The 26233-nt window shown below is 54.5% G+C and carries 26 protein-coding genes and 1 other RNA gene; 20 read left to right on the top strand and 7 right to left on the bottom strand.

What is annotated here, in order from left to right; genetic code table 11:
- The first annotated feature begins 87 nt into the window (after positions 1 to 87).
- The 6 genes from epd to V5P19_RS16760 all read left to right on the top strand — a co-directional run bounded on the left by epd (position 88) and on the right by V5P19_RS16760 (position 6141).
- Positions 88 to 1107, top strand: coding sequence for an erythrose-4-phosphate dehydrogenase (gene epd / locus V5P19_RS16785; protein ID WP_334405270.1), 1020 nt, complete (start codon positions 88 to 90; stop codon positions 1105 to 1107).
- Positions 1108 to 1156: 49 nt separating this feature from the next.
- Positions 1157 to 2320: a phosphoglycerate kinase gene (gene pgk, locus V5P19_RS16780; protein WP_134348805.1), complete on the top strand. Its 1164-nt coding sequence runs from the start codon at positions 1157 to 1159 to the stop codon at positions 2318 to 2320.
- Positions 2321 to 2412: 92 nt separating this feature from the next.
- Positions 2413 to 3492, top strand: coding sequence for a class II fructose-bisphosphate aldolase (fbaA, locus tag V5P19_RS16775; protein WP_134348806.1), 1080 nt, complete (start codon positions 2413 to 2415; stop codon positions 3490 to 3492).
- 188 nt (positions 3493 to 3680) lie between these two features.
- A complete protein-coding gene (gene mscS / locus V5P19_RS16770) occupies positions 3681 to 4535 on the top strand; it encodes a small-conductance mechanosensitive channel MscS (RefSeq protein ID WP_334405266.1) in 855 nt (284 codons plus the stop codon).
- 146 nt (positions 4536 to 4681) lie between these two features.
- Positions 4682 to 5317: an arginine exporter ArgO gene (gene argO / locus V5P19_RS16765; RefSeq protein WP_334405264.1), complete on the top strand. Its 636-nt coding sequence runs from the start codon at positions 4682 to 4684 to the stop codon at positions 5315 to 5317.
- A 92-nt stretch (positions 5318 to 5409) separates the two neighbouring features.
- Positions 5410 to 6141 (top strand): oxidative stress defense protein, encoded by a 732-nt coding sequence (locus tag V5P19_RS16760; protein WP_334405262.1) that lies wholly within the window; start codon positions 5410 to 5412, stop codon positions 6139 to 6141.
- A gap of 30 nt (positions 6142 to 6171) precedes the next feature.
- Here the strand turns inward: V5P19_RS16760 and argP are convergent, their stop codons facing one another.
- Positions 6172 to 7065, bottom strand: a complete 894-nt coding sequence (gene argP / locus V5P19_RS16755) for a DNA-binding transcriptional regulator ArgP (RefSeq protein ID WP_119936162.1) — start codon at positions 7063 to 7065, stop codon at positions 6172 to 6174.
- 127 nt (positions 7066 to 7192) lie between these two features.
- On the opposite strand from argP, the gene rpiA reads away from it, so the two are divergent.
- Together rpiA and serA are read left to right on the top strand one after the other, a co-directional pair.
- Complete coding sequence (gene rpiA, locus V5P19_RS16750) at positions 7193 to 7852, top strand: ribose-5-phosphate isomerase RpiA (RefSeq protein WP_334405258.1); 660 nt, start codon at positions 7193 to 7195, stop codon at positions 7850 to 7852.
- A gap of 266 nt (positions 7853 to 8118) precedes the next feature.
- Positions 8119 to 9351, top strand: a complete 1233-nt coding sequence (serA, locus tag V5P19_RS16745) for a phosphoglycerate dehydrogenase (RefSeq protein WP_334405256.1) — start codon at positions 8119 to 8121, stop codon at positions 9349 to 9351.
- A 42-nt stretch (positions 9352 to 9393) separates the two neighbouring features.
- Here the strand turns inward: serA and V5P19_RS16740 are convergent, their stop codons facing one another.
- The 3 genes from V5P19_RS16740 to zapA form a co-directional block, all read right to left on the bottom strand.
- Entirely contained in the window at positions 9394 to 9990 is a 597-nt protein-coding gene (locus tag V5P19_RS16740; protein ID WP_334405254.1) for a 5-formyltetrahydrofolate cyclo-ligase, read from the bottom strand.
- A gap of 24 nt (positions 9991 to 10014) precedes the next feature.
- Positions 10015 to 10198, bottom strand: a non-coding RNA gene (ssrS, locus tag V5P19_RS16735) — 6S RNA.
- 41 nt (positions 10199 to 10239) lie between these two features.
- Positions 10240 to 10569, bottom strand: a complete 330-nt coding sequence (gene zapA, locus V5P19_RS16730) for a cell division protein ZapA (protein ID WP_006811891.1) — start codon at positions 10567 to 10569, stop codon at positions 10240 to 10242.
- Between the two features lie 167 nt (positions 10570 to 10736).
- Between zapA and V5P19_RS16725 the strand changes: the two genes are divergently transcribed.
- From V5P19_RS16725 to V5P19_RS16690, 8 genes are all read left to right on the top strand, one after another.
- On the top strand, positions 10737 to 11315 hold the full coding sequence (locus tag V5P19_RS16725; protein ID WP_334405251.1) for a YecA family protein: 579 nt from the start codon (positions 10737 to 10739) through the stop codon (positions 11313 to 11315).
- A 25-nt stretch (positions 11316 to 11340) separates the two neighbouring features.
- On the top strand, positions 11341 to 12660 hold the full coding sequence (gene pepP, locus V5P19_RS16720) for a Xaa-Pro aminopeptidase (protein WP_334405249.1): 1320 nt from the start codon (positions 11341 to 11343) through the stop codon (positions 12658 to 12660).
- Entirely contained in the window at positions 12657 to 13835 is a 1179-nt protein-coding gene (gene ubiH, locus V5P19_RS16715) for a 2-octaprenyl-6-methoxyphenyl hydroxylase (protein WP_334405247.1), read from the top strand. Before pepP ends, ubiH begins: the two co-directional genes overlap by 4 nt.
- A gap of 12 nt (positions 13836 to 13847) precedes the next feature.
- Positions 13848 to 15050, top strand: coding sequence for an FAD-dependent 2-octaprenylphenol hydroxylase (ubiI, locus tag V5P19_RS16710; protein WP_334405245.1), 1203 nt, complete (start codon positions 13848 to 13850; stop codon positions 15048 to 15050).
- Between the two features lie 428 nt (positions 15051 to 15478).
- The gene (gene gcvT / locus V5P19_RS16705; RefSeq protein WP_334405243.1) at positions 15479 to 16573 is read left to right on the top strand and encodes a glycine cleavage system aminomethyltransferase GcvT; all 1095 of its coding nucleotides are present in this window, start codon (positions 15479 to 15481) and stop codon (positions 16571 to 16573) included.
- Positions 16574 to 16596: 23 nt separating this feature from the next.
- Entirely contained in the window at positions 16597 to 16986 is a 390-nt protein-coding gene (gcvH, locus tag V5P19_RS16700; RefSeq protein ID WP_334405241.1) for a glycine cleavage system protein GcvH, read from the top strand.
- A gap of 69 nt (positions 16987 to 17055) precedes the next feature.
- Positions 17056 to 19929, top strand: coding sequence for an aminomethyl-transferring glycine dehydrogenase (gene gcvP / locus V5P19_RS16695; RefSeq protein WP_334405239.1), 2874 nt, complete (start codon positions 17056 to 17058; stop codon positions 19927 to 19929).
- A gap of 70 nt (positions 19930 to 19999) precedes the next feature.
- Positions 20000 to 20743 (top strand): SDR family oxidoreductase, encoded by a 744-nt coding sequence (locus V5P19_RS16690; protein ID WP_334405237.1) that lies wholly within the window; start codon positions 20000 to 20002, stop codon positions 20741 to 20743.
- 38 nt (positions 20744 to 20781) lie between these two features.
- On the opposite strand, the gene V5P19_RS16685 is transcribed toward V5P19_RS16690, so the two are convergent.
- Complete coding sequence (locus V5P19_RS16685) at positions 20782 to 22215, bottom strand: 6-phospho-beta-glucosidase (RefSeq protein ID WP_334405235.1); 1434 nt, start codon at positions 22213 to 22215, stop codon at positions 20782 to 20784.
- Between the two features lie 116 nt (positions 22216 to 22331).
- Positions 22332 to 23063 carry a MurR/RpiR family transcriptional regulator gene (locus V5P19_RS16680; RefSeq protein WP_334405380.1) on the bottom strand — a complete coding sequence of 244 codons (732 nt, stop codon included), beginning with the start codon at positions 23061 to 23063 and terminating at the stop codon, positions 22332 to 22334.
- Between the two features lie 51 nt (positions 23064 to 23114).
- Between V5P19_RS16680 and yqfB the strand changes: the two genes are divergently transcribed.
- Positions 23115 to 23426 (top strand): N(4)-acetylcytidine aminohydrolase, encoded by a 312-nt coding sequence (gene yqfB / locus V5P19_RS16675; RefSeq protein WP_334405233.1) that lies wholly within the window; start codon positions 23115 to 23117, stop codon positions 23424 to 23426.
- A 165-nt stretch (positions 23427 to 23591) separates the two neighbouring features.
- The gene (locus V5P19_RS16670; protein WP_334405231.1) at positions 23592 to 24251 is read left to right on the top strand and encodes a hemolysin III family protein; all 660 of its coding nucleotides are present in this window, start codon (positions 23592 to 23594) and stop codon (positions 24249 to 24251) included.
- Between the two features lie 42 nt (positions 24252 to 24293).
- Here V5P19_RS16670 and ygfZ read toward each other — a convergent pair whose 3' ends face one another.
- On the bottom strand, positions 24294 to 25274 hold the full coding sequence (gene ygfZ, locus V5P19_RS16665) for a tRNA-modifying protein YgfZ (protein ID WP_334405229.1): 981 nt from the start codon (positions 25272 to 25274) through the stop codon (positions 24294 to 24296).
- Positions 25275 to 25568: 294 nt separating this feature from the next.
- Here ygfZ and sdhE point away from each other — a divergent pair, with 294 nt between their 5' ends.
- Positions 25569 to 25835 (top strand): FAD assembly factor SdhE, encoded by a 267-nt coding sequence (sdhE, locus tag V5P19_RS16660; RefSeq protein ID WP_334405227.1) that lies wholly within the window; start codon positions 25569 to 25571, stop codon positions 25833 to 25835.
- Entirely contained in the window at positions 25816 to 26226 is a 411-nt protein-coding gene (locus V5P19_RS16655; RefSeq protein ID WP_334405225.1) for a protein YgfX, read from the top strand. The genes sdhE and V5P19_RS16655 overlap by 20 nt, the downstream gene beginning before the upstream one ends.
- The last annotated feature ends 7 nt before the right edge of the window (positions 26227 to 26233 follow it).

Raw genomic sequence — 26233 nt, 5'->3', positions numbered from 1 at the left:
GTTTGTGATAGGCAGGCATTCCCCTTCGGTCGTAGCTGGATTACTCTTTCAGCCACCTCAACTCAGGGATAGCTTTGCAGGAGATCTATGACCGTACGCGTAGCGATTAATGGCTTCGGCCGCATCGGGCGCAACGTGGTTCGTGCTTTATATGAATCCGGGCGTCGTGCGGAAATAACCGTGGTGGCAATCAATGAACTGGCGGATGCTGCGGGCATGGCGCATTTGTTGAAATATGACACCAGCCACGGACGCTTTGCCTGGGACGTTCGCCAGGAAAGGGATCAGCTGTTTGTCGGTGACGATACCATCCGCGTGCTACATGAGAACAGTATTACCGGGCTACCCTGGCGTGAACTGGGCGTGGACGTGGTGCTTGACTGTACCGGCGTGTACGGTAACCGCGAGCATGGCGAAGCGCATTTGGCTGCTGGCGCCAAAAAGGTTCTGTTTTCTCATCCCGGTAGCAACGACCTCGACGCCACCGTCGTTTATGGTGTTAACCAGCAAGAGCTGCAAGCCGAACACCGCATTGTCTCCAACGCCTCCTGTACCACCAACTGCATTATTCCGGTCATCAAACTGTTAGATGATGCGTATGGCATTGAGTCCGGCACCGTGACCACAATTCATTCCGCCATGCACGATCAACAGGTTATCGACGCCTATCATCCGGATTTGCGACGCACTCGCGCAGCGAGTCAGTCGATCATTCCGGTCGATACCAAATTGGCCGCAGGGATCACCCGTATTTTCCCGCAGTTTAACGACCGTTTTGAAGCCATTGCCGTGCGTGTTCCGACGATCAACGTGACCGCAATTGACCTCAGCGTAACGGTGAAGAAACCGGTAAAAGCCTGTGAAGTCAACCTGTTGCTGCAAAAAGCGGCACAGGGTGCATTTCATGGTATAGTTGACTATACGGAATTACCGTTGGTCTCAGTAGATTTTAACCACGACCCGCACAGCGCCATCGTTGATGGTACGCAAACGCGCGTAAGTGGCGCACACCTTATCAAGACGCTGGTCTGGTGTGATAACGAATGGGGCTTTGCTAACCGAATGCTCGACACCACGTTAGCAATGGCCGCGCAAGGTTTCAGGTAAGACGCATAGTGCGTCTGCAAAACTTTAAGAATCAACGAGAGGATTCACCATGTCTGTAATTAAGATGACCGATCTGGATCTGGCAGGTAAACGCGTTTTCATCCGTGCCGATCTGAACGTACCGGTTAAAGATGGCAAAGTGACCAGCGACGCGCGTATCCGTGCATCTCTGCCAACCATCGAACTGGCTCTGAAGCAGGGCGCTAAAGTGATGGTAACCTCCCACCTGGGTCGTCCAACCGAAGGCGAGTACAACGAAGAGTTCTCTCTGCTGCCAGTTGTTAATTACCTGAAAGACAAACTGTCTAACCCGGTTCGCCTGGTGAAAGACTACCTGGACGGCGTTGAAGTGGCTGCTGGTGAACTGGTGGTTCTGGAAAACGTTCGCTTCAACAAAGGCGAGAAGAAAGACGACGAAGCGCTGTCTAAGAAATACGCTGCACTGTGCGACGTATTCGTGATGGATGCATTCGGTACGGCTCACCGCGCGCAGGCGTCAACCCACGGTATCGGTAAATTCGCGGACGTCGCCTGTGCCGGTCCTCTGCTGGCGGACGAACTGGAAGCGCTGGGTAAAGCACTGAAAGAACCGGCTCGTCCAATGGTGGCTATCGTTGGTGGTTCTAAAGTTTCTACCAAACTGACCGTTCTGGATTCCCTGTCCAAAATCGCTGACCAGCTGATCGTTGGCGGTGGTATCGCGAACACCTTCGTTGCTGCTCAAGGCCACAATGTCGGTAAATCTCTGTACGAAGCAGACCTGGTTGACGAAGCAAAACGCCTGCTGACAACCTGCGATATCCCAGTTCCAACTGACGTTCGCGTTGCGACCGAGTTCTCTGAAACTGCGACCGCGACCCTGAAATCTGTAAACGACATCAAAGATGAAGAGCAGATTCTGGACCTGGGCGATGTTTCTGCACAGAAACTGGCTGAAATCCTGAAAAACGCCAAAACTATCCTGTGGAACGGCCCTGTTGGCGTGTTCGAATTCCCGAACTTCCGCAAAGGTACTGAAATCGTTGCTAACGCTATCGCCGACAGCGAAGCGTTCTCTATCGCAGGCGGCGGTGACACCCTGGCAGCAATCGACCTGTTCGGTATCGCTGACAAGATCTCCTACATCTCCACTGGTGGTGGCGCATTCCTCGAATTCGTGGAAGGCAAAGTTCTGCCAGCAGTAGCAATGCTCGAAGAGCGCGCTAAGAAGTAAGCCATTCAAGGGCAGGGAAACCTGCCCAATTTTCAGCGCGCTTATAAGAGCTCGCACCTTTTCTAACGGCCGAAGATACAGGACTAAGCAACATGTCTAAAATTTTTGATTTCGTAAAACCTGGCGTTATCACTGGTGATGACGTACAGAAAGTGTTCCAGGTAGCTAAAGAAAACAACTTTGCTCTGCCAGCAGTTAACTGCGTGGGTACCGACTCCATCAACGCCGTACTGGAAACCGCTGCAAAAGTAAAAGCACCGGTTATCGTTCAGTTCTCTAACGGCGGCGCTGCGTTCATCGCAGGTAAAGGCGTGAAAACTGACGTTCCTCAGGGCGCTGCAATCCTGGGGGCTATCTCTGGTGCGCACCACGTACACCAGATGGCCGAGCACTACGGTGTTCCGGTTATCCTGCACACTGACCACTGCGCGAAGAAACTGCTGCCATGGATCGACGGTCTGCTGGACGCAGGTGAGAAACACTTCGCGGCTACTGGTAAGCCACTGTTCTCTTCTCACATGATTGACCTGTCTGAAGAGTCTCTGCACGAAAACATCGAAATTTGCTCCAAGTACCTGGCGCGCATGTCCAAAATGGACATGACCCTGGAAATCGAACTGGGTTGCACCGGTGGTGAAGAAGATGGCGTGGACAACAGCCACATGGACGCTTCTGCACTGTACACCCAGCCAGAAGACGTTGATTACGCTTACACCGAGCTGAGCAAAATCAGCCCGCGCTTCACCATTGCCGCGTCTTTCGGCAACGTACACGGCGTTTACAAACCAGGTAATGTGGTTCTGACCCCAACCATCCTGCGTGATTCTCAGGAATACGTTTCCAAGAAACACAACCTGCCGCACAACAGCCTGAACTTCGTCTTCCATGGCGGTTCCGGTTCTTCTGCTCAGGAAATCAAAGATTCCGTAAGCTACGGCGTAGTGAAAATGAACATCGATACCGACACCCAATGGGCAACCTGGGACGGCATCCTGCAATACTACAAAACCAACGAAGCTTACCTGCAGGGTCAGCTGGGCAACCCGAAAGGCGAAGACCAGCCGAACAAGAAATACTACGATCCACGCGTATGGCTGCGTGCTGCACAGACTTCAATGATCACCCGTCTGGAGCAGGCATTCAAAGAGCTGAACGCGGTTGACGTTCTGTAATTTGAGCTGTTCATAGCATCAGAAAGGTCCGCAAATGCGGGCCTTTTTTTATGGTTTTTCAAGAGCCTGCTTTCACTGATTTTGTGATCTGCTTGGCAAACTCTGCTCTTTTTGTTTACCCTTTACTGACCTGCCTGTCTCCATGGGGGATGGATTTTCATGTTTTGGTTTAGCATAAGGATAAATGAATGGACGATCTTGGTGTAGTAGATGGCATTAACAACGCGGGTACCTGGCTGGTGCGCAACCAGGCCCTACTGATTAGCTATGCTGTGAATATTGCTGCGGCGATTGCCATCATTGTTGTCGGGATGATCGTTGCCCGCACCGTTTCCAGAGGTATCAATCGCGTTCTGCTGTCCCGTCATATTGACGCCACCGTTGCTGACTTTCTCTCCGCACTGGTGCGCTACGCAATTATTGCCTTCACCCTCATTGCGGCCTTAGGCCGGGTTGGGGTTCAGACCGCCTCTGTGATTGCCGTACTGGGTGCCGCAGGTTTAGCCGTGGGTCTGGCGCTGCAGGGCTCGCTTGCCAACCTTGCGGCTGGCGTGCTGTTGGTCACCTTCCGTCCCTTCCGTGCGGGAGAATATGTTGATCTTGGCGGTACCGCAGGAACGGTGTTGAACGTACAGATTTTCTCAACCACGCTGCGTTCAGCTGATGGCAAAATTGTTATCGTGCCAAATAAGAAAGTTATCGACGGCAACATCACGAACTTCTCTCGTGAGCCGGTTCGTCGAAATGAACTGATCGTCGGCGTTGGCTACGATTCTGATACTGACCTGGTGAAGAAGTTGATCACCGATATCATTGAATCAGATGAACGCATCCTTAAGGATCGTGAAATGACCGTGCGTCTGAACGAACTGGGCGCGTCATCCATTAACTTCGTGGTACGTATCTGGAGCAAAAGCAGCGATCTGCAGAATGTCTATTGGGACGTGCTGGAACGCATCAAACGCGAATTTGATGCCAATGGTATTAGCTTCCCGTATCCGCAGATGGACGTGAACGTAAAAAAAATGAAAGAAGTCGAGTAACCTTCTGCCATAGGCCCGGTAAGCGCGAGCGCCACCGGGCTTTTCTATTATTAGCGCTGCTAATACCCAATTAATATTATCCATTTCATCTAATGTTACTCTCGCAGTATAGTCTGCCCCCAAGACAACTGTGTGAGATGTACGTCATGTTATCCTATTACTTTCAAGGGCTTGTGCTAGGTGCGGCCATGATACTTCCCCTCGGTCCACAAAATGCATTTGTGATGAACCAAGGGATTCGCCGCCAGTATCATCTGATGATTGCGCTGTTGTGCGCGGTGAGTGATTTACTGCTGATCTGCGCGGGCATTTTTGGCGGTAGCGCATTGCTGATGCAGTCCCCGTGGCTGCTGGCATTGGTCACCTGGGGCGGCGTGGCGTTTCTGCTGTGGTATGGGTTTGGCGCATTGAAAACGGCCATAAGCAGCAATCTTGAGCTTGCGAGCGCCGAAGTCATGAAGCAGGGACGCTGGAAGATTATTGTCACCATGCTGGCCGTGACCTGGCTCAACCCGCATGTTTATCTCGATACTTTTGTAGTGCTGGGGAGTCTGGGCGGACAGCTGGACGTTGAACCGAAGCGCTGGTTTGCGCTCGGAACGGTCAGCGCCTCTTTCCTGTGGTTCTTCGGCCTTGCCATTCTGGCCGCCTGGCTGGCACCGCGGTTACGGACCGCCAAAGCGCAGCGCATCATTAATACACTTGTGGGGCTGGTGATGTGGTTTATCGCCTTCCAACTGGCAAAAGAGGGGATCCACCATGTTCAGGGATTGTTCAACTAAGCGTTGTCTTATGGACAACTGAACAAGACGCGCTAAGCTTGCTGGCATGCGCCCTGTTGATGGGGCACTCTTCGCAACATGGAGGAATAACAGTGAAGTTTAACGTGATGGCCCTGGCGGCATTAGTGAGTTTAGGCGCGATGTCGGTTCAGGCGAGTGAATTGCCTAATGGCCCGCACATCGTCACTTCAGGCACCGCAAGCGTGGACGCGGTTCCGGATGTTGCAACCCTGGCAATTGAGGTGAACGTCTCGGCGAAAGATGCCGCTACCGCCAAAAAACAGGCTGACGATCGTGTTGCGCAATATCTCTCTTTCCTTGAGCAGAATGGCGTAGGTAAAAAGGATATCAACTCCGCTAACCTGCGTACTCAGCCGGATTATGATTATCAAAACGGCAAAAGTATTCTGAAAGGTTACCGTGCCGTGCGCACCGTTGAAGTCACCGTGCGCCAGCTGGATAAGCTGAATGCATTGCTGGATGGCGCGCTGAAGGCGGGTCTGAACGAAATTCGTTCTGTCTCACTGGGCGTTGCGCAACCTGAGAAATACAAAGATGAAGCACGTAAAGCCGCGATTGATGATGCAATTCATCAGGCGCAGCAGCTGGCTTCTGGCTTCAACAGCAAGCTTGGCCCGGTGTATAGCGTGCGTTACCACGTCTCTAACTACCAGCCAAGCCCGATGGTGCGAATGATGAAGGCGGATGCCGCGCCGGTTTCTGCTCAGGAAACCTATGAGCAGCCAACGATTCAGTTCGACGATCAGGTCGATGTGGTGTTTGAGCTGGAACCTGCTGCCGCGCAGCAGAAACCCGCTCAGTAATGCGTACGCCGGGGTCACCCGGCGTCGTTTTTAGTCCTGCCTCAATACCTTATGCCCAAACGCCAGCAGCGCATCGGTGACGTTGCGCATCATGCGGCTCTCAGGTGCAAAACGATGCCAGTAAAGCATCCGACGCTGATACAGCCCCGGCGTTAAATCAATCAGCTCACCGCTTTTCAACTCTCTTTCAATCTGCAGATGCGGGATCATGCAGCAGGTGGTGCCCTGACGTGCAAGCTGAACGAAGGCTTCAGACGAGTTCACGATATGGCATGGTACGCTGCCCGGCGGCAGGTCAAAGTTTTGCTGCAGGAAGGCCTGATGCATATCGTCAAGATGGTCGAACGCCACGGCCGGTGCTTTAAGCAGGGCTGCGCGGGTGACGCCATTAGGGAAATAACGATCGGCAAAGGCTTTGGAACCGACAAACAGATAATCCAGCGCGCCCAGCTGATCGACCAGACAGCTTGGCAGCGCCTGAGGCTGGATACTGACCGCGCCAACCACTTCCCCACGACGCAAACGTTCCTGGGTGCGGGTTTCATCCTCTACCTGCAAATTAAGGCGGATAGGGGAGTCGGCGAGGACCGGTGCCAGCGCAGGCAATAGCCAGGTTGCGAGGCTGTCGGCATTCACCGCCAGAGAGAGCAGCAGCGGGGTAGAGCCTGTCTGTTCGTCACCCAGCCATTCATCTTCCAGTAGTTCAACCTGGCGCAGCAGGGCGAGCAGCTTTTGCCCTTGTTCAGTGGGACGAGGAGGTACAGTACGCACCAGCAGCGGTTGCCCGAACATGTTTTCAAGCTGTTTGATACGCTGTGATACGGCGGACTGAGTAATACACAGCTTTTGCGCCGCGCGCTCAAAACCTCGTTCACGAATAACCGCATCAAGTGCCTGTAGTGTTCTGTAGTCCGGACGTTTCATTGCTCTGGCGTACTCCTTAATTTTGCTTATTCTGCACTATGACACAATTTTCCCTTCGTGGCAGACGAAATCCATCCGGCGTGTTCTATAATGCGGCCTAAGTTTTCACACCACAGGCAAAACGATCATGACGCAGGATGAACTGAAAAAAGCAGTAGGATGGGCCGCACTCCGGTACGTACAACCGGGTACCATTGTCGGTGTGGGTACGGGATCAACGGCGGCACACTTTATCGATGCCCTGGGCACGATGAAGGGGCAGATCGAGGGCGCGGTTTCCAGCTCTGATGCTTCCACGGAAAAGCTGAAAAGCCTCGGCATTACCGTTTTCGATCTCAACGAAGTGGATCGTCTGGGGATTTACGTGGATGGCGCGGATGAAATCAACGGCCATATGCAGATGATCAAAGGTGGTGGCGCGGCGCTGACCCGCGAAAAGATCATTGCCTCCGTAGCGGACAAATTCATCTGCATCGCGGATGCGTCCAAGCAGGTCGATATCCTCGGTAACTTCCCCCTGCCGGTAGAAGTGATCCCAATGGCGCGAAGCGCTGTGGCGCGACAGCTCGTCAAGCTGGGCGGTCGTCCGGAATATCGCCAGGGCGTCCTCACCGATAACGGTAACGTGATCCTCGACGTTCACGGCCTCGAAATTCTCGATGCCATTGCGCTGGAAAATGCCATAAACGGTATTCCTGGCGTCGTCACCGTAGGCCTCTTCGCCAACCGTGGCGCGGATGTGGCGCTTATCGGTACGGCTGACGGTGTGAAAACCATCGTAAAATGATCTGACGGGGGGAGCACGCCCCCCGCTAAAAAAATTTTGAAAAGCTAAATTCGGTGACTTGTGTCACGTTTTTGCACCACTTTTGCCGATCCTGCCACGTTAATAATTATCCGCAGCATTTTGCTCTGCCATTTTGCCCCGTATGACTTTTCTTCAGAGTGCCGACGCAAACGTTCATATTGCTGCAATAGTTTTTTTTGATATGTTGGCTACAGCGGATTCAAATCCAGCACAACATCAGTTCAGACAAAAACAGGGTCGGGTAAATGGCAAAGGTATCACTGGAGAAAGACAAGATTAAATTCCTGCTGGTTGAGGGGGTGCATCAAAAAGCAATCGATAACCTCCGCGCGGCAGGGTACACCAACATCGAATTTCACAAAGGCGCGCTGGATACTGAAGAGCTGAAAGCGTCCATCCGTGATGCCCATTTCATTGGCCTGCGATCCCGTACTCACCTGACTGAAGATGTTATTGCAGCGGCGGAAAAGCTGGTTGCTATCGGCTGCTTCTGCATTGGCACCAACCAGGTCGATCTGAATGCTGCGGCTAAACGCGGTATCCCCGTCTTCAACGCCCCGTTCTCGAACACCCGTTCCGTGGCCGAGCTCGTGATTGGCGAGCTGCTGCTGCTGCTGCGCGGTATTCCTGAAGCCAACGCCAAAGCGCACCGCGGCGTGTGGAACAAGCTGGCATCTGGCTCATTCGAAGCACGTGGTAAAAAGCTGGGGATTATCGGTTACGGCCATATCGGCACGCAGCTGGGTATTCTGGCGGAATCTCTCGGCATGCATGTTTTCTTCTACGACATTGAAAGCAAACTGCCGCTGGGCAATGCAACGCAGGTCCAGCATCTGTCAGACCTGCTTAACATGAGCGATGTGGTCAGCCTCCACGTGCCGGAAAATGCATCTACCAAAAACATGATGGGTGCGGAAGAGCTGGCTCTGATGAAGCCGGGTTCGCTGCTGATCAACGCCGCGCGAGGCACGGTTGTTGATATTCCGGCACTGGCCGATGCGCTGAAGCGTAAACATCTGGCGGGCGCGGCTATCGATGTGTTCCCAACGGAACCCGCAACCAACAGCGATCCGTTTACCTCTCCGCTGTGCGAATTCGACAACGTGATCCTGACGCCGCACATTGGTGGGTCGACTCAGGAAGCGCAAGAGAATATCGGCCTTGAGGTGGCGGGTAAACTGAGCAAATACTCCGACAACGGCTCTACGCTTTCTGCGGTGAACTTCCCGGAAGTCTCTTTGCCGCTGCACGGTGGTCGTCGTCTGCTGCACATCCACGAAAACCGCCCGGGTGTGCTGACCGCCATCAACCAGATCTTTGCCGAGCAGGGCGTCAACATTGCTGCCCAGTATCTGCAAACGAACTCTCAGATGGGTTACGTGGTAATTGATATTGAAGCGGATGATGATGTTGCCGAGAAAGCCTTGCTGAGCATGAAGGCGATTCCGGGGACGATTCGCGCGCGTCTGCTTTACTGATTTTGACGGCCGGGTAAGGTGCCGCCGCCGCCCGGCTTTGTTCTACCAGGTCCAGGTTTTACTGGGCGTCACCACTGCCGGCAACGGCACATCCCATTTTTCCACCGGCAACGCCTCCACACCTTGACAGTCGTGCGCGTAACCCACCGGCTGTAGCCCATACTGCCGCCAGTTTTGCAGCGTCCTGTCGTAAAAACCGCCGCCCATCCCCAGACGTTGACCCTGCTCATCAAAGGCAACCAGCGGCACGATCAAGACATCCAGCTCAGACAGCGGCAGCACGTCGCGGACGTCGAGTTTGGGTTCAGTGATTTTCAGACGATTCACCACCAGCTCGCTGTGCGGGTGATAGTGGAGAAAGAGCAAGTTTCCCGCGCTAAACGGATGCAGCACCGGCAGGTACACCTTCTTCCCGGCACGCCAGAGCTGTTCGATGAGCGGTTGGGTATCCAGTTCGCCATCAAACGACAGAAACAGGGCGACCGTATGCGCCATGACGACAGGCGGGTATACCATCATTCGTGCAGCAGCGTGTTGAGCAAAATGGGCTTGTTGTTCGGCGGTTAACGCACGGCGTCGTTTACGGATTAACTGACGGATGTCCTGGCGCGATGCAGGAACTTCAGGAAATAGAGTCATGGTAGTTGGTAGAAGAAGAGAGAGGGAATCTCCGAGATGCCGCCGCAGGCTGTAACCCTTGAACCCTTGGTTCAAGGTGAATGTGTCGTCATAGTTTTAAGGCTTCTCGGACGGACCGAGCATGCTCACCAACCATGGAGCGCCACATTCTTGTGGTATGAAATATCGGCTCAGGGGACTGGCCCGCTTGCGAACATCTCAGAGAAATTTTGTCTTCCCAGTTACTCTACCATAGTCAACTGAGAAGTGTTATTCAAACTTTGGTCCCGGTCTTTCGGGATTGCGACCTTGATCAAGCAACGCCTGTTCAATGGTCTGCTGGAGCATTTTAATGCGCTGCTCCATGCTTGCCGCATAGTCGCGGGTTTTTGCTTTTTCCTGAGTCAGTTCATAGCTGATGTTCAACGCGGCGATGAAGACCAGCTGCTCAGTATTTGTGACTCTAGTGCGTTCTTTTAGATCTTGCAACCGCTGATTCAAATCGTCCGCAGCCTGATTCAAAGCATCCCTTTGTTCAGGCGGACAATTCACTCGCAGTGAACGGCCAAAAATCTGGAGATCGACGGGTTGTGCAGACATGCCACCTTCCTGCTGATTGACTGCGCTGCCTTCGCTTACTGCCCCGGGGGCTGCGAAGGGGCGACACTATAGCTACCCTGATGTGAAGATACAAGCCCTTTTCTGGTGTCACCAGGGTCCAAAGTGGTAGCATATCATGAATATTCCTCCAACGATGACGAATGCGCATGTCTAAACAGAACGAAATGCCTGGTTACAAGGATTTAAACCAGTTACTGAACCAGCAGGGAGTGGGGTTAACCCCTGCCGAAATGCACGGTCTGATCAGTGGCATGCTGTGCGGTGGAAACAACGACAGCTCTTGGCAGCCGCTGCTTCACGACCTGACGAACGAAGGGCTGGCATTTGGTCACGAGCTAGCGGAAGCGCTGCGTAAAATGCACTCTGTCACCAGCGATTCGCTGGAAGACGATGGCTTCCTTTTTCAGCTTTATCTGCCTGAAGGCGATGACGTCAGCGTGTTCGATCGCGCCGATGCGCTTGCAGGTTGGGTCAACCACTACCTGCTTGGCCTGGGCGTAACGCAGCCGAAGCTCGACAAAGTGACCGGCGAAGCGGGCGAAGCAATCGACGATCTGCGTAACATTGCGCAGCTTGGCTACGACGAGGACGAAGACCAGGAAGAGCTGGAAATGTCTCTCGAAGAGATCATTGAGTACGTACGCGTGGCGTCTCTGCTGTGCCACGACAACTTTACGCGATCTCAGCCAACCGCGCCGGAAGTCCGCAAGCCAACCTTACATTAAGAACAAGAACGCACAGGAGGGTGTCATGGTTATCTCAAATCAAGAGTATTCTCGCCGTCGGCAGGCGCTGTTGGCAAAAATGCAGCCGGGAAGTGCCGCGCTGATTTTTGCCGCGCCCGAAGTCACGCGCAGCGCCGACAGTGAATACCCTTACCGCCAGAACAGCGATTTCTGGTACTTCACCGGGTTCAATGAACCTGAAGCGGTACTGGTGCTGATTAAGAGCAATGACACCCACAATCACAGCGTTATTTTCAACCGCGTCCGCGATCTGACGGCGGAGATCTGGTTTGGCCGACGTCTTGGTCAAGAGGCTGCACCAGCGACGCTGGGCGTCGATCGTGCGCTGGCCTTTAGCGAAATCAATCAGCAGCTCTATCAACTGCTCAACGGTCTGGACGTGCTCTATCACGCGCAGGGCGAATATGCCTATGCCGATGAGATTGTCTTTACCGCGCTGGATAAGCTGCGCAAAGGTTCACGACAGAACCTGTCCGCGCCAGCCACGCTCACGGACTGGCGCCCGGTGGTGCATGAAATGCGCCTGTTCAAGTCTGAAGAAGAGCTCGACGTGTTACGCCGGGCGGGGGAAATCAGCGCCCTGGCGCACACCCGCGCGATGGAAAAATGCCGTCCCGGTATGTTCGAATATCAGCTTGAAGGGGAAATCCACCACGAATTCAACCGCCACGGCGCGCGCTTCCCGTCCTACAACACGATTGTTGGCGGCGGGGAAAACGGCTGCATTCTGCACTACACCGAAAACGAAAGTGCGCTGCGCGACGGCGATCTGGTACTCATTGACGCCGGTTGCGAATATCAGGGCTATGCGGGGGATATCACCCGTACTTTCCCGGTTAACGGAAAATTCTCACCCGCTCAGCGCGAGATTTATGACATCGTTCTCGAGTCTCTTGAGACCGCGCTGACGCTGTATCGTCCGGGAACGTCTATTCAGGACGTGACCGGCGAAGTGGTGCGCATCATGATTGCCGGCCTGGTAAGACTCGGCATTCTGAACGGTGACGTGGACACCCTGATTGCCGAGAACGCCCATCGCCCGTACTTTATGCATGGCCTGAGCCACTGGCTGGGGCTGGATGTGCATGATGTGGGGGCTTATGGTTCCGAGCGTTCGCGCGTGCTAGAACCGGGTATGGTGTTAACCGTTGAGCCAGGGCTGTATATCGCCCCGGATGCCGATGTTCCGGAACAGTATCGCGGAATTGGCATTCGCATTGAAGACGACATCGTTATCACTGAAAACGGCAACGAGAATCTGACTGCAACCGTCGTGAAAAAAGCCGATGATATTGAGGCGCTGATGGCAGCGGCACGCGTATGAGCGTGATTATCGTTGGCGGCGGCATGACCGGCGCCACGCTGGCGCTGGCTATTTCGCATTTGACGAAAGGACAACTGCCGGTGCATTTGGTGGAAGCCGTTGCGCCGCAGGCCGCTCATCATCCCGGTTTTGATGCCCGCGCTATAGCGCTGGCGCAGGGAACCTGTCAGCAGCTCTCGCGGATTGGCATATGGCAGGCCATTGCCGAGTGTGCGACGGCGATTAATACCGTTCACGTCAGCGACCGCGGCCATGCCGGGTTTGTAACACTTGATGCCCATGATTACCGTATTGACGCGCTGGGTCAGGTTATTGAACTGCATGATTTTGGCCTGCGCCTGTTCCGTCTGTTACAGGATGCACCGGGCGTCACGCTGCACTGTCCGGCTCGCGTCGCCAGCTTCAGCCGCAGTGAAGACGCGGTCAGCGTCACGCTGGAAAACGGCGCAGTCCTTGAGGGCCAGCTTCTGGTGGCCGCAGATGGTTCGCGTTCTGCGCTCGGTACCCAGTGTGGCGTCGAATGGCAGTCGCAGCCTTACGGGCAGGTAGCCGTTATCGCTAACGTCTCGACGGCGGCTGCGCACTGCGGCAGAGCCTTTGAGCGCTTTACGCAACATGGCCCGCTGGCCATGCTGCCGATGTCAGAAGGCCGCTGCTCGCTGGTGTGGTGCCATCCGCAGGAAAAGGTCGACGAGGTGCAGTCCTGGTCTGATGACCGTTTTTGTACCGAGCTGCAGAAAGCCTTCGGCTGGCGTCTTGGGCGTATTACGCATGCGGGCAAACGTTCGGTTTATCCGCTGTCGCTGACGACCGCATCGCAGTCTATCTCCCATCGCGTCGCGCTGGTGGGCAATGCCGCGCAAACGCTGCATCCGATCGCCGGGCAAGGTTTCAATCTTGGCTTGCGTGACGTCATTAGCCTGGCCGAGTCACTGGCACAGGCGTGGGGCGAGCAAAAAGATTGTGGAGCGTATTCAGTGTTAAGCCATTACCAGAAGCGACGCCAGGCCGACAAAGAGGCGACGATTGGCGTTACCGATGGTCTGGTGCATCTGTTTGCCAATCGCTGGGCACCGCTGGTTGCGGGTCGCAACCTCGGGCTGATGGCGATGGAACTATTCATTCCGGCACGTGACGTGCTGGCGCAGCGGACGCTTGGTTGGGTCGCGCGTTAAGGAGTTATCACCGTGCAAAATGTTGATGTCGCCATTGTTGGCGGCGGAATGGTCGGGCTGGCGCTGGCCTGCGGTTTACAGGGCAGCGGCCTTCGCGTGGCCGTTCTGGAACAAAAGCAGCCGCAGCCCGTTGCGCAGGATGCGCCGCCGGAACTGCGTGTCTCGGCAATCAATGCGGCTAGCGAAAAGCTCCTGACGCACCTTGGCGTTTGGTCAGATATCGTGGCGCAGCGTGCCAGCTGCTACCACGGAATGGAAGTGTGGGACAAAGACAGCTTTGGTCATATTGCGTTTGATGATGAAAGCATGGGCTATAGCCATCTGGGCCACATCATCGAAAACGCGGTGATCCACCATGCGCTATGGCAAAAAGCCCAGTCCTGCAGCGACGTGACGCTAATCGCCCCCGCGCAAATCCAACAGGTTGCATGGGGCGAAAACGACGCGTTTATCTCTCTCCAGAGCGGCGATATGTTGACTGCCCGTCTGGTGGTGGGCGCGGATGGGGCGAACTCCTGGCTGCGTAATAAAGCCGATATCCCGCTGACTTACTGGGATTATCGGCATCATGCGATGGTGGCGACAATTCGCACCGAGGAGCCACACGGCGGCATTGCACGCCAGATTTTCCACAGCGACGGCATTCTCGCTTTCCTGCCGTTGAGCGATCCGCACCTGTGCTCCATCGTCTGGTCATTGGTGCCGGAAAAAGCGCAGCTGATGCAGGAAGCCACGCCGGAGGCCTTTAACCAGGCGCTGTGCATGGCGTTTGATAACCGTCTGGGCCTGTGCACGCTTGAGAGTGAACGCCAGGTGTTTCCGTTAACCGGCCGTTATGCGCGTCAGTTTGCGGCGCACCGCCTCGCGCTGGTGGGGGATGCGGCACATACTATTCATCCGCTGGCCGGGCAGGGCGTGAATCTCGGGTTTATGGATGCGGCCGAACTGGTTGAGGAGCTGCGTCGTCTGCAGCGTGAAGGCAAAGATATTGGTCAGCATCTCTATCTTCGCCGCTACGAACGTAGCCGCAAGCACAGTGCGGCGATGATGCTGGCGGGCATGCAGGGCTTTCGCGAGCTGTTTGCCGGGGCAAATCCGGCCAAAAAGCTGCTGCGCGACATTGGTCTCAAGCTCGCCGATACTCTCCCGGGTGTAAAACCTCAACTCCTTCGCCAGGCGATGGGTCTTAACGATCTCCCGCACTGGCTGCGCTAACTTAGACCCCCATCACATTTTATTTTCCCGGCCTCTGCGCCGGGGAAATGTCCTCGTTTGAAATAATCTAATTCCACCTCCTTTTTCGCATTAGATTAACTAATGTCGCGTTTTTGATGTCACGGAAATTTGGCCTGATTTTCGGCATTAAATATCACCATGTTCTAAATTATGTTAGGCGAGTGTTAACTTTATGCGGGTTTAATCGCATTATTCCAGTGAATAACTCTGTAGGCTTTTCAGCGTTTTTTGGTCATAAGCTAATGTGATGACCTGTTTTACCTTATGGTTAACCGCCGGTTTCGGTGGTAAGTTCAGGTAAAAGAGAACGTTTGCGTCAAGGTCGGAAATGCGATCCCGGCGCCGGGTTTTGTGGCTATTCAGGCACACGAAACGCAAGACAGCCCTGCTTATTCAACGAGGAAAAGATGGCTCAACAGACTCCTTTGTACGAACAACACGTGTTATGTGGCGCCCGCATGGTGGACTTCCACGGCTGGATGATGCCGCTGCACTACGGCTCACAGATTGATGAGCACCACGCGGTGCGCACCGATGCCGGTATGTTCGACGTGTCCCACATGACGATTGTCGACCTGCGCGGTAGCCGCACCCGGGAGTTTTTGCGTTATCTGTTGGCAAACGACGTCGCCAAACTGAAGACGCCGGGTAAAGCGCTCTATAGCGGCATGCTAAATGCCTCCGGCGGCGTGATTGATGACCTCATCGTCTATTACTTCGCTGAAGATTTCTTCCGCCTCGTTGTTAACTCCGCTACCCGCGAAAAAGACCTCTCCTGGATCACTCAACACGCTGAACCTTACGCCATCGACATCACCGTTCGTGATGACCTGTCGCTAATTGCCGTTCAGGGGCCAAACGCCCAGGCAAAAGCGGCCTCGCTGTTCAGCGACGAGCAGCGTAACGCCACCGAAGGCATGAAGCCGTTCTTCGGCGTGCAGGCAGGCGATCTGTTTATCGCCACCACCGGCTATACCGGTGAAGCGGGCTACGAAATTGCGATGCCTAACGAGAAAGCCGCTGATTTCTGGCGCGCGCTGGTGGACGCGGGCGTGAAGCCTGCTGGTCTGGGGGCGCGCGATACGCTGCGCCTGGAAGCGGGCATGAACCTGTACGGCCAGGAAATGGACGAAGGTGTTTCTCCGCTGGCCGCTAATATGGGCTGGACCATCGCCTGGGAACCGGTCGACCGCGAATTCATTGGCCGTGAAGCGCTGGAACTGCAGCGTGAAAAGGGCACTGAACAGCTTGTTGGCCTGGTGATGACTGAAAAAGGCGTACTGCGCGGCGAGCTGCCGGTGCGTTTCACCGATGCCGATGGCAACCATCGCGAAGGCGTGATCACCAGCGGATCCTTCTCACCGACGCTGGGCTACAGTATTGCACTGGCGCGCGTTCCGGCCGGCATTGGCGAAACGGCAGTGGTGCAGATCCGCAACCGTGAAATGCCGGTCAACGTAACCAAACCGATTTTTGTTCGCGCCGGTAAGCCGGTCGCCTAATCATTTTTATCAGGAGAACTCCAATGAGCAATGTGCCAGCAGAACTGAAATACAGCAAAGAACACGAGTGGCTGCGCAAAGAAGCGGACGGCACTTACACCGTAGGGATCACCGAGCACGCGCAAGAGCTGCTGGGCGACATGGTATTTGTTGACCTGCCGGACGTAGGTGCCACCGTCAGCGCGGGCGACGACTGCGCGGTGGCCGAGTCCGTAAAAGCGGCCTCTGATATCTACGCCCCCGTCAGCGGTGAGATTGTTGCCGTGAACGACGCACTAAGCGACTCCCCGGAACTGGTCAACAGCGAGCCTTATGAAGGCGGCTGGATCTTCAAGATCAAAGCCAGCGACGAATCGCAGATTGCTGCGCTGCTGGATGCGACCGCGTACGAAGCACTGTTAGAAGACGAGTAAGCCATACCTCTCTCCTCCTTGGGGAGAGGGAGAAAACACATTCACTGCACGTTTCAGGAACCATCGCTCATGACACAGACTTTAAGCCAGCTTGAAAACCGTGGCGCCTTCATTGAACGTCACATTGGGCCGGATGCTCAGCAACAGCAGGATATGCTGAAGACAGTTGGCGCGGATTCATTAAACGCACTGATCGGCCAGATCGTGCCAAAAGATATCCAGCTTGCTACGCCGCCTCAGGTAGGTGAAGCCACCACGGAATTCGCCGCACTGGCGGAGCTGAAGGCCATTGCTGGCCGTAACAAGCGCTTTAAGTCTTACATTGGCATGGGCTACACCAACGTGCAGTTACCGCCGGTCATCCTGCGCAATATGCTGGAAAATCCGGGCTGGTACACCGCGTACACGCCGTACCAGCCAGAAGTCTCTCAGGGGCGTCTGGAAGCGTTGCTGAACTTCCAGCAGGTGACGCTGGATCTGACCGGCATGGATATCGCTTCCGCTTCCTTGCTGGACGAAGCTACCGCGGCAGCCGAAGCGATGGCGATGGCTAAGCGCGTGAGTAAGCTGAAAAATGCGAACCGCTTCTTCGTGGCCGCAGACGTACATCCGCAAACGCTGGACGTTGTTCGCACCCGTGCGGAAACCTTCGGCTTTGACGTGATCGTTGATGACGCTGACAAAGTGCTGGATCACCAGGATGTCTTCGGCGTGCTGTTGCAGCAAGTCGGTACCACCGGTGAAGTTCACGACTACAGCGCGCTGATTGCCGAGCTAAAAGCGCGCAAAGTCGTTGTTAGCGTCGCTGCCGATTTTATGGCACTCGTCCTGCTGACGGCGCCGGGCAAACAGGGTGCGGACATTGTCTTCGGCTCTGCACAGCGTTTCGGCGTGCCGATGGGCTACGGTGGCCCGCACGCGGCCTTCTTCGGCGCAAAAGATGAATTCAAACGCTCCATGCCTGGCCGTATTATCGGCGTCTCAAAAGATGCTGCCGGTAACACCGCGCTGCGCATGGCGATGCAGACACGCGAGCAGCACATCCGCCGCGAGAAAGCGAACTCCAACATCTGTACCTCGCAGGTTCTGCTGGCCAACATCGCCAGCCTGTATGCGGTATTCCACGGTCCGGCGGGCCTGAAGCTCATTGCCAGCCGCATTCACCGTCTGGCCGATATTCTGGCCTGCGGCCTGCAGCAAAAAGGTCTTAAGCTGCGCCATGCCCACTTCTTCGATACCCTGTGTGTCGACGTGGCTGACAAAGCGGCAGTGCTGGCTCGCGCGAATGCGGCAGAGATCAACCTGCGCAGCGACATCCACAACGCCGTCGGGATTACGCTGGATGAAAGCACCACCCGTGAAGATATCCTGAACCTGTTCAGCGTGCTGCTGGGTGATGCGCACGGTCTGGACATCGACGCGCTCGACAAAGAGGTCGCGCTCGACAGCCGCTCAATTCAGGCAAGCATGCTGCGTGACGACGCGATCCTGACGCATCCAGTGTTCAACCGCTATCATAGCGAGACCGAGATGATGCGTTATATGCACTCTCTCGAGCGCAAAGATCTGGCGTTGAACCAGGCGATGATTCCGCTGGGCTCCTGCACCATGAAGCTGAACGCTGCAGCCGAAATGATCCCCATTACCTGGCCTGAGTTTTCTGAGCTACACCCATTCTGCCCGCCAGAACAGGCGGAGGGTTATCATATGATGATCAACCAGCTTTCCGACTGGCTGGTGAAGCTGACCGGGTATGACGCACTCTGCATGCAGCCGAACTCTGGCGCGCAGGGTGAATACGCGGGTCTGCTGGCGATCCGTCACTATCACGAAAGCCGCAACGAAGGGCACCGCGATATCTGCCTGATCCCAAGCTCCGCGCATGGCACCAACCCGGCCTCTGCCCAGATGGCGGGCATGGAAGTGGTAGTGGTTGCCTGTGATAAAAACGGCAACATTGACCTTGCTGATCTGCGTGCGAAAGCCGAGCAGGCGGGCGATAAACTTTCCTGCATCATGGTGACTTATCCGTCCACCCACGGCGTGTATGAAGAAACTATCCGCGAAGTGTGCGAAGTAGTGCATCAGTTTGGCGGTCAGGTTTATCTCGACGGCGCGAACATGAACGCGCAGGTCGGTATTACGTCTCCAGGCTTTATCGGCGCGGACGTGTCGCACCTGAACCTGCACAAAACCTTCTGTATTCCACATGGCGGTGGCGGTCCGGGTATGGGCCCAATCGGCGTGAAAGCGCATCTGGCACCGTTTGTTCCTGGCCACAGCGTTGTGCAGATTGAAGGCATGCTGACCCGTCAGGGTGCGGTCTCTGCTGCACCGTTCGGGAGCGCCTCTATCCTGCCAATCAGCTGGATGTACATCCGCATGATGGGGGCTGAAGGGCTGAAGCAGGCAAGTCAGGTGGCAATTCTGAACGCTAACTACATTGCGACCCGCCTGAAGTCTGCCTTCCCGGTGCTCTATACCGGCCGTGATGGTCGCGTGGCGCACGAGTGCATTCTGGATATTCGTCCGCTGAAAGAGCAGAGCGGCATTAGCGAACTGGATATCGCCAAGCGTCTGATCGACTACGGATTCCATGCGCCAACCATGTCGTTCCCGGTTGCGGGTACGCTGATGGTCGAGCCAACGGAGTCCGAGAGCAAAGCCGAGCTAGACCGCTTTATTGACGCGATGCTGGCCATCCGTATGGAGATCGATCGCGTGATGGACGGTGAGTGGACGCTGGAAGACAACCCGCTGGTCAACGCGCCGCACACCCAGCACGAAATGGTCGCCGAGTGGCCCCACGGCTACAGCCGCGAGCTGGCTGTCTTCCCGGCTGGCGTGGCAAACAAATACTGGCCAACCGTGAAGCGTCTTGATGACGTCTACGGCGACCGCAACCTGTTCTGCTCCTGCGTGCCGATGAGCGAATACCAGTAATCGTCCAGATGGAGTAACGTAAGCCGGGTAAGGCGAAGCCGCCACCCGGCTTTTTTATTGGGAGAAGATAATGGGCATTGCACTGGTCACTGGCGCGAGCCGCGGCATTGGTAAAGCAACTGCGCTGCAGTTGGCAGCAGAAGGCTACACCGTCGCGGTGAATTATCACCACAACACCAAAGCCGCGACGGACGTCATCAATCAGATCGCCGAGGCGGGCGGTAAAGCCTTTGCCCTGCGTGCGGATATTAGCGATGAAGCTCAGGTGCTGGCGATGTTCGACAGTCTTGACCGTGAAGGCGAGCCGTTGATCGCGCTGGTGAATAACGCCGGGATCCTGTTTGAACAATCCACCATCGAAAATCTGTCGGCTGAACGTATAAATCGCGTGCTGACCACCAACGTCACGGGCTATTTCCTCTGCTGTCGTGAAGCCGTTAAGCGCATGTCGCACAAACACGGCGGCAAGGGCGGGGCGATTGTGAATGTCTCATCGGCGGCATCTCGCCTGGGCGCACCGGGTGAGTATGTGGATTACGCGGCGTCCAAAGGCGCGGTGGATTCACTGACTACCGGGTTAGCGCTGGAGGTGGCGGCACAAGGCATTCGCGTAAATTGCGTACGGCCTGGACTGATTTATACCGACATCCATGCCTCTGGGGGGGAACCGGGACGCGTGGATCGGGTCAAGGCATTGCTTCCGATGCAGCGTGGCGGCCAGCCGGAAGAGGTGGCGCAGGCGATTGTCTGGCTGCTGAGCAAGAAGGCGTCGTACGTGACGGGAAGCTTTATTGAGCTAGCGGGCGGAAAGTAAATTAGTCGTCCTCCCCCGCGGGGAGAGGACGGGTAACGTTAAAGCGTCTCGCCGTTGCTGGCAATCACGCCTTTATACCACTCGAAGCTCTTCTTACGAGAACGCGACATATCGCCCGTACCGTCATCATGCTTGTTCACATAGATAAAGCCGTAACGCTTGCTGTACTGACCCGTAGTGAAGGAGACGCAGTCGATACAGCCCCACGGCGTGTAACCCATCAGATCCACTCCGTCGTACGTAACGGCTTTAATCATCTCTTCCACGTGCGCGCGCAGATAGTCGATGCGGTAGTCGTCATTGATGCTGCCGTCCTGCTCCACGTTATCGTAGGCGCCAAAACCGTTTTCCACGATGAACAGCGGCTTCTGATAACGTTCATACAGTTCGCAAAGCGCATAGCGCAGACCGACCGGGTCAATCTGCCAGCCCCAGTCTGACGCCTTCACGTGCGGGTTCGGCACGCTGCCTTCGAAACCTGAAATGGCATCGCCGGTACCGCCTTCCGCTTTGACCGCGTTAGTCATGTAGTAGCTAAAGCCCAGGTAGTCGCAGGTGCCTTCGCGGAGGATCTGCTCGTCGCCTGCTTCCATTTTGATGGTGAAGCCGCGACGTTCCCATTCGATCAGCACGTATGAAGGGTAGTAACCGCGAAGCTGAACGTCGGTAAAGACATAACGTTCACGCATGGATTCCTGTGCGAACATCACGTCTTCAGGTTTGCAGGAGAACGGATAGAGCGCGACCATTGCCAGCATGCAGCCGACTTTCATTTCAGGGTTAATGCGACGCGCCGCTTTCACCGCCAGCGCGCTGGCCACGAACTGGTGGTGAAGCACCTGATACATGGTCTCTTCCGGGTTATCGTGCTCGGTATAGACCACGCCAGAGCAGCAGTAACCGAACAGCGGGGCACGCCAGTTACGCTGGTTGTTGATCTCGTTGAAGGTCATCCAGTATTTGACCTTATTCTTGTAACGCTCGAAGACAACTTCAGAGAAGCGCACAAAGAAATCGACCACTTTACGGTTGGTCCAGCCACCGTATTCCTGCACCAGATGCAGCGGCATTTCGAAGTGGGAGAGGGTGATCACCGGCTCGATATTGTATTTCAGGAGTTCATCGAACATGTCGTCGTAAAACTTCAGCCCTTCTTCATTGGGCTGCGTTTCATCACCTTTCGGGAAGATACGCGTCCAGGCGATAGAGGTGCGGAAACACTTGAAGCCCATCTCGGCAAACAGCTTGATATCCTCTTTATAGTGGCCGTGGAAGTCGATGGCTTCATGGTTTGGGTAGTATTTGCCCGGCACCACTTCCTGCGTGATTTCACGCGGTACGCCGTGGGCACCACCGGTAAGCACGTCACAAATGCTTGGCCCTTTGCCGCCTTTGTTCCAGCCCCCTTCAACCTGGTGAGCCGCGACCGCGCCACCCCATAAAAAATCTTTTGGTAAGGTCAATTTTTTCATCACTGCTATTCCCAATAAATGACTCATTGGGATCGAGTCTAGCAAAGCGAAATTAAATGTCACGATATAACAATTTACGCGAATTGTGATTTGTCACATCTAAAAAACAGGGTGTTTTATTCCGTTAGTTTCTTCGCCAGCTTTCGCCCCAGTGACTCCAGAATATAGATGACGGGTATTTGCGTGGTGATATCGTAGACGCCAGCAATACGTGTTTGTGGAACATGCCAGGAGAGATTAAAGTCAGCCAGTTTCGCGAGACGGGAGTGTTCATGGCTGGTGATCGAGAGCACTTTACAGTGGTGCAGGCTGAACTGGCTGGCGAAGCGTAAGATCTCTTCTGTTTCGCCGGAGACAGACAGAACAATCGCCAGCGCATTTTTGGCCATATCGTTGGTAACAGGGAAATAAGGATCGTCGATATGATTGCTGAATTTACCGATATTTGAAAAGAATCGCGCGCCATATTTTGCCAGCGAGCCCGAGGTGCCTGCGCCAACAAATATAATACGCTCGGACGATAAAATAATATTTACCGCGCTATCCAGTAACGCGTCGAATTCTTCATTGTTAACGCTTTTAAAGAAGCTGATAATTTCGCTGGCCCCGAAGTTAGCCTGCTGCGGTTCGTTCTGTTCTAAATAGAGTTTAAAGCGCACCCGGAATTCAGAGTAGCCTTCGCAGTTGAGCTTGCGGCAAAAGCGCAGGATCGTGGTGGTTGAGACGCCAGCCGCGTCCGCCAGCTCGCGGATGGTCATATACATTACTTTGTCACGGTTTTTAATGACATAGTTGTAGACCATCATCTCAAGGTTATTGAGGCTGGCAACGGCGGAATGGGAGAACATGCTCACAATGGCTAAACTCACTCATCAGACTTTTCTTCAGGGAATAATAACATGCAGCCAAACGACATCACTTTTTTTCAGCGCTTTCAGGAAGACATTCTGGCAGGGCGTAAAACCATCACTATCCGGGACGAAAGTGAGTCCCATTTCAAGGTGGGCGATATCCTGCGCGTAGGGCGCTATGAAGATGAGGGATATTTTTGCACTATCGAAGTGACCGGAACGTCGACCGTTACGCTGGAGGCATTGACGGAAAAACACGCAGAACAGGAGAATATGACCCTGGAGACGCTGAAAAGCGTGATTGCGGAAATCTATCCCAATCAGAACCAGTTTTATGTGATTGATTTTAAATGTATTTGAAATAAATAGAAACACTTGTTCGCTGAAATTAAGGTGTAACTGTCTGATTGCCATTTGGAAATGTAATGTATAACTTTATTTTAGCGAACAGGTGTTCACTGGAATCATTCTCAGTTAGCATAGTCTGGCGATGAATAATCATCTTTAGTTTTCCCGGAGTTTTGTATGGTGAAAAAACCATTAATCGCACAGGGATATTCACTGGCTGAGGAAGTAGCCAACAGTATAAGCCATGGCATTGGCCTGGTGTTTGGGATTGTCGGTTTAGTGTTGTTGCTTGTGCAGGCGGTGGATTCCAACGCCAGCGCAATGGCAATTACCAGTTACAGCCTGTATGGCGGGAGTATGATCCTGCTATTTCTGGCGTCTACGTTGTATCACGCGATCCCCCATCAACGGGCCAAGCTCTGGCTCAAAAAATTTGACCACTGCGCTATCTATCTTCTTATTGCGGGCACGTACACGCCGTTTTTGCTGGTAGGGTTAAACTCGCCGCTGTCGCGTGGCCTGATGATGGTTATCTGGAGCCTGGCGCTGCTGGGGATCTTGTTTAAGCTGACCATCGCACACCGGTTTAAGGTGCTGTCACTGGTGACTTACCTGACGATGGGCTGGCTGTCGCTGATTGTGGTTTATCAGCTGGCGACGAAGCTGTCCGTAGGCGGCGTTACGCTCCTGGCTGTCGGTGGTGTGGTTTACTCGCTGGGTGTGATTTTCTACGTCTGCAAGCGGATCCCATACAACCATGCTATCTGGCACGGGTTTGTGCTGGGCGGAAGCGTATGCCACTTTTTGGCGATCTATTTGTACGTAGGGCAGGTGTAGTTTTTAGGCCCGGTGAGCGCAGCGCCACCGGGCAATACAGCATTACTCTTCCAGTGAATACGGCAGCGGCACAATACTCAGCGTATTCATATCATCACGCACGCGGAATACGCTGTCGGCTTCCATATCGTTGTTCATCACCACCTGAACCAGCAGGCTGCCATCATCAAGCTGCACGGCAGCTAAAACCGTGCCGGTGCGGCGCCAGTTTTCACCCATCTTCAGCTCTAGATCTTCACCGGCTTCCGGTACACGGCTGGCATGGCCTGAAAGCGTCCATAAAGCACGTTTGTTCGCCCCGCGGAATTTCGCGCGTGCCACCATTTCCTGACCGGTGTAGCAGCCTTTCTTGAAGCTGATCCCACCCAGAGCCTGAATATTGGTAGCCTGAGGAATAAATTGCGCGCTGTTTACGGCGTCGATTATCGGCAGTCCCGCTTCAATATTCAGCGCCAGCCACTGTTGGCTATTGTTGAATTGCGCTTCGCCGCGTAAGGCTTCGGTCACGCGCTCGGCGGTGGCGACGTCGGTCACCAGCAGGAAGCGTTCAGCGGGATGTTCAAACCACAGAATGGATGTTTCGCCTTCGTGAACCAGCTGTTTTTGCGCATCAGGCAGTTCGCTGAACACATTTTTCAGCGCCGCACGAGCCTGAAAACCCGCTACGCCCAGCAGCACATGCTCATCGTCCGCGGCGATGAGCACTTTGGAAAAGACCGCATATTTTTTGAGTTCGGTGAGCTGAGCATCACGCAGGCTGCGGCGCTCAATCAAGGCAAACCCATCCTGACGACGGAACAGACGCAGGTTGCTCCACATCTTGCCTTTAGGATCGCAGTGCGCCGCCAGCAAGTGCTGATGTTCAGTCATCTGGCTGACATCGGCCGTGACCTGCCCCTGCAGATATTTTTCGGCGTCGGCACCCTTCAGTGTCGCCAGCGCCCAGTCATCAAGAGTAATAAGCGTCAGCGGCAGACGCGCAGAGGCGGCGGGCTGGCGAGGAGAAAATGGAGTAAAGGCCATAGTGATATCCTGAATTGCTTAACGCTTTGATAATGCCTAATGGTAAAAGAGACTACAGGCAATGCAAGCGCTTTCAGCAGGCCATTCGTGCCATAACGCAGTAATGCGTAGCGCTACGCAAAACAGTGAAATCCTCTGTCTTTGTAGGGTTTATTGTGGAAGCCAGCTCGACGTTCGCAATATTCCAGTAAAGAAACGGTCAAAAACACGTTACACTAGCGAGTGTCCCCGCAGAGAAATAAAGAACACTGAAAGGGGTACCGACTGTGCCAAACGTAATGCAGGAAACAGAACATGGATATTAACAACAAGGCCCGAATCCACTGGGCGTGTCGCCGCGGTATGCGTGAGCTTGATATTTCCATCATGCCTTTCTTCGAATATGAATTTGACACCTTAAGCGATGAGGATAAGCGTCTGTTTGTTCGCCTGCTTGAGTCTGACGATCCTGATTTATTCAACTGGCTGATGAATCACGGCAAACCCGCCGACACCGAGTTGCAACGGATGGTGCAATTAATTCAAACACGGAATCGGGAACGTGGTCCTGTGGCAATCTGATCTCCGCGTCTCGTGGCGCTCGCAGTGGATGTCGTTATTGCTCCACGGCCTGGTTGCGGCATTTGTTTTACTGATGCCGTGGCCGCTTAGCTATACGCCGCTGTGGCTGTTATTGCTGTCGTTTGTCGTCTTTGACAGCGTTCGCAGCCAGCGTCGGATCAATGCCCGTCAGGGGGAAATCAAATTACTGATGGATTCTCGCCTGCGATGGCAGGGGAAGGAATGGGAAATCTTGGGTATGCCCTGGATGCTCAGTTCCGGCATGATGTTACGGTTACGTAACGTGGAGGGCGGACGTCGTCAGCACCTGTGGCTGGCAGCCGACAGTATGGACAGCGCAGAGTGGCGAGACCTGCGTCGAACCTTGCTGCAACAGCCGACGCAGGAATAAGCGCGCG

This window comes from Enterobacter sp. UNJFSC 003 (assembly GCF_036903355.1).
Taxonomy (GTDB): domain Bacteria; phylum Pseudomonadota; class Gammaproteobacteria; order Enterobacterales; family Enterobacteriaceae; genus Enterobacter.
This window is presented reverse-complemented; position numbering and strand designations above follow the sequence as displayed.

Excerpts from the sequence above, each read along its gene's own strand:
- argP (WP_119936162.1), bottom strand. The coding sequence starts at position 7,065 with ATGAAACGTCCGGACTACAGAACACTACAGGCACTTGATGCGGTTATT.
- gcvH (WP_334405241.1), top strand. The coding sequence starts at position 16,597 with ATGAGCAATGTGCCAGCAGAACTGAAATACAGCAAAGAACACGAGTGG.
- V5P19_RS16725 (WP_334405251.1), top strand. The coding sequence starts at position 10,737 with ATGTCTAAACAGAACGAAATGCCTGGTTACAAGGATTTAAACCAGTTA.
- V5P19_RS16740 (WP_334405254.1), bottom strand. The coding sequence starts at position 9,990 with ATGACTCTATTTCCTGAAGTTCCTGCATCGCGCCAGGACATCCGTCAG.
- V5P19_RS16680 (WP_334405380.1), bottom strand. The coding sequence starts at position 23,063 with ATGTTCTCCCATTCCGCCGTTGCCAGCCTCAATAACCTTGAGATGATG.
- zapA (WP_006811891.1), bottom strand. The coding sequence starts at position 10,569 with ATGTCTGCACAACCCGTCGATCTCCAGATTTTTGGCCGTTCACTGCGA.
- gcvP (WP_334405239.1), top strand. The coding sequence starts at position 17,056 with ATGACACAGACTTTAAGCCAGCTTGAAAACCGTGGCGCCTTCATTGAA.
- ubiH (WP_334405247.1), top strand. The coding sequence starts at position 12,657 with ATGAGCGTGATTATCGTTGGCGGCGGCATGACCGGCGCCACGCTGGCG.
- mscS (WP_334405266.1), top strand. The coding sequence starts at position 3,681 with ATGGACGATCTTGGTGTAGTAGATGGCATTAACAACGCGGGTACCTGG.
- sdhE (WP_334405227.1), top strand. The coding sequence starts at position 25,569 with ATGGATATTAACAACAAGGCCCGAATCCACTGGGCGTGTCGCCGCGGT.
- rpiA (WP_334405258.1), top strand. The coding sequence starts at position 7,193 with ATGACGCAGGATGAACTGAAAAAAGCAGTAGGATGGGCCGCACTCCGG.
- epd (WP_334405270.1), top strand. The coding sequence starts at position 88 with ATGACCGTACGCGTAGCGATTAATGGCTTCGGCCGCATCGGGCGCAAC.
- V5P19_RS16690 (WP_334405237.1), top strand. The coding sequence starts at position 20,000 with ATGGGCATTGCACTGGTCACTGGCGCGAGCCGCGGCATTGGTAAAGCA.
- gcvT (WP_334405243.1), top strand. The coding sequence starts at position 15,479 with ATGGCTCAACAGACTCCTTTGTACGAACAACACGTGTTATGTGGCGCC.
- ygfZ (WP_334405229.1), bottom strand. The coding sequence starts at position 25,274 with ATGGCCTTTACTCCATTTTCTCCTCGCCAGCCCGCCGCCTCTGCGCGT.
- pepP (WP_334405249.1), top strand. The coding sequence starts at position 11,341 with ATGGTTATCTCAAATCAAGAGTATTCTCGCCGTCGGCAGGCGCTGTTG.
- yqfB (WP_334405233.1), top strand. The coding sequence starts at position 23,115 with ATGCAGCCAAACGACATCACTTTTTTTCAGCGCTTTCAGGAAGACATT.
- V5P19_RS16685 (WP_334405235.1), bottom strand. The coding sequence starts at position 22,215 with ATGAAAAAATTGACCTTACCAAAAGATTTTTTATGGGGTGGCGCGGTC.
- argO (WP_334405264.1), top strand. The coding sequence starts at position 4,682 with ATGTTATCCTATTACTTTCAAGGGCTTGTGCTAGGTGCGGCCATGATA.
- serA (WP_334405256.1), top strand. The coding sequence starts at position 8,119 with ATGGCAAAGGTATCACTGGAGAAAGACAAGATTAAATTCCTGCTGGTT.
- fbaA (WP_134348806.1), top strand. The coding sequence starts at position 2,413 with ATGTCTAAAATTTTTGATTTCGTAAAACCTGGCGTTATCACTGGTGAT.
- V5P19_RS16670 (WP_334405231.1), top strand. The coding sequence starts at position 23,592 with ATGGTGAAAAAACCATTAATCGCACAGGGATATTCACTGGCTGAGGAA.
- pgk (WP_134348805.1), top strand. The coding sequence starts at position 1,157 with ATGTCTGTAATTAAGATGACCGATCTGGATCTGGCAGGTAAACGCGTT.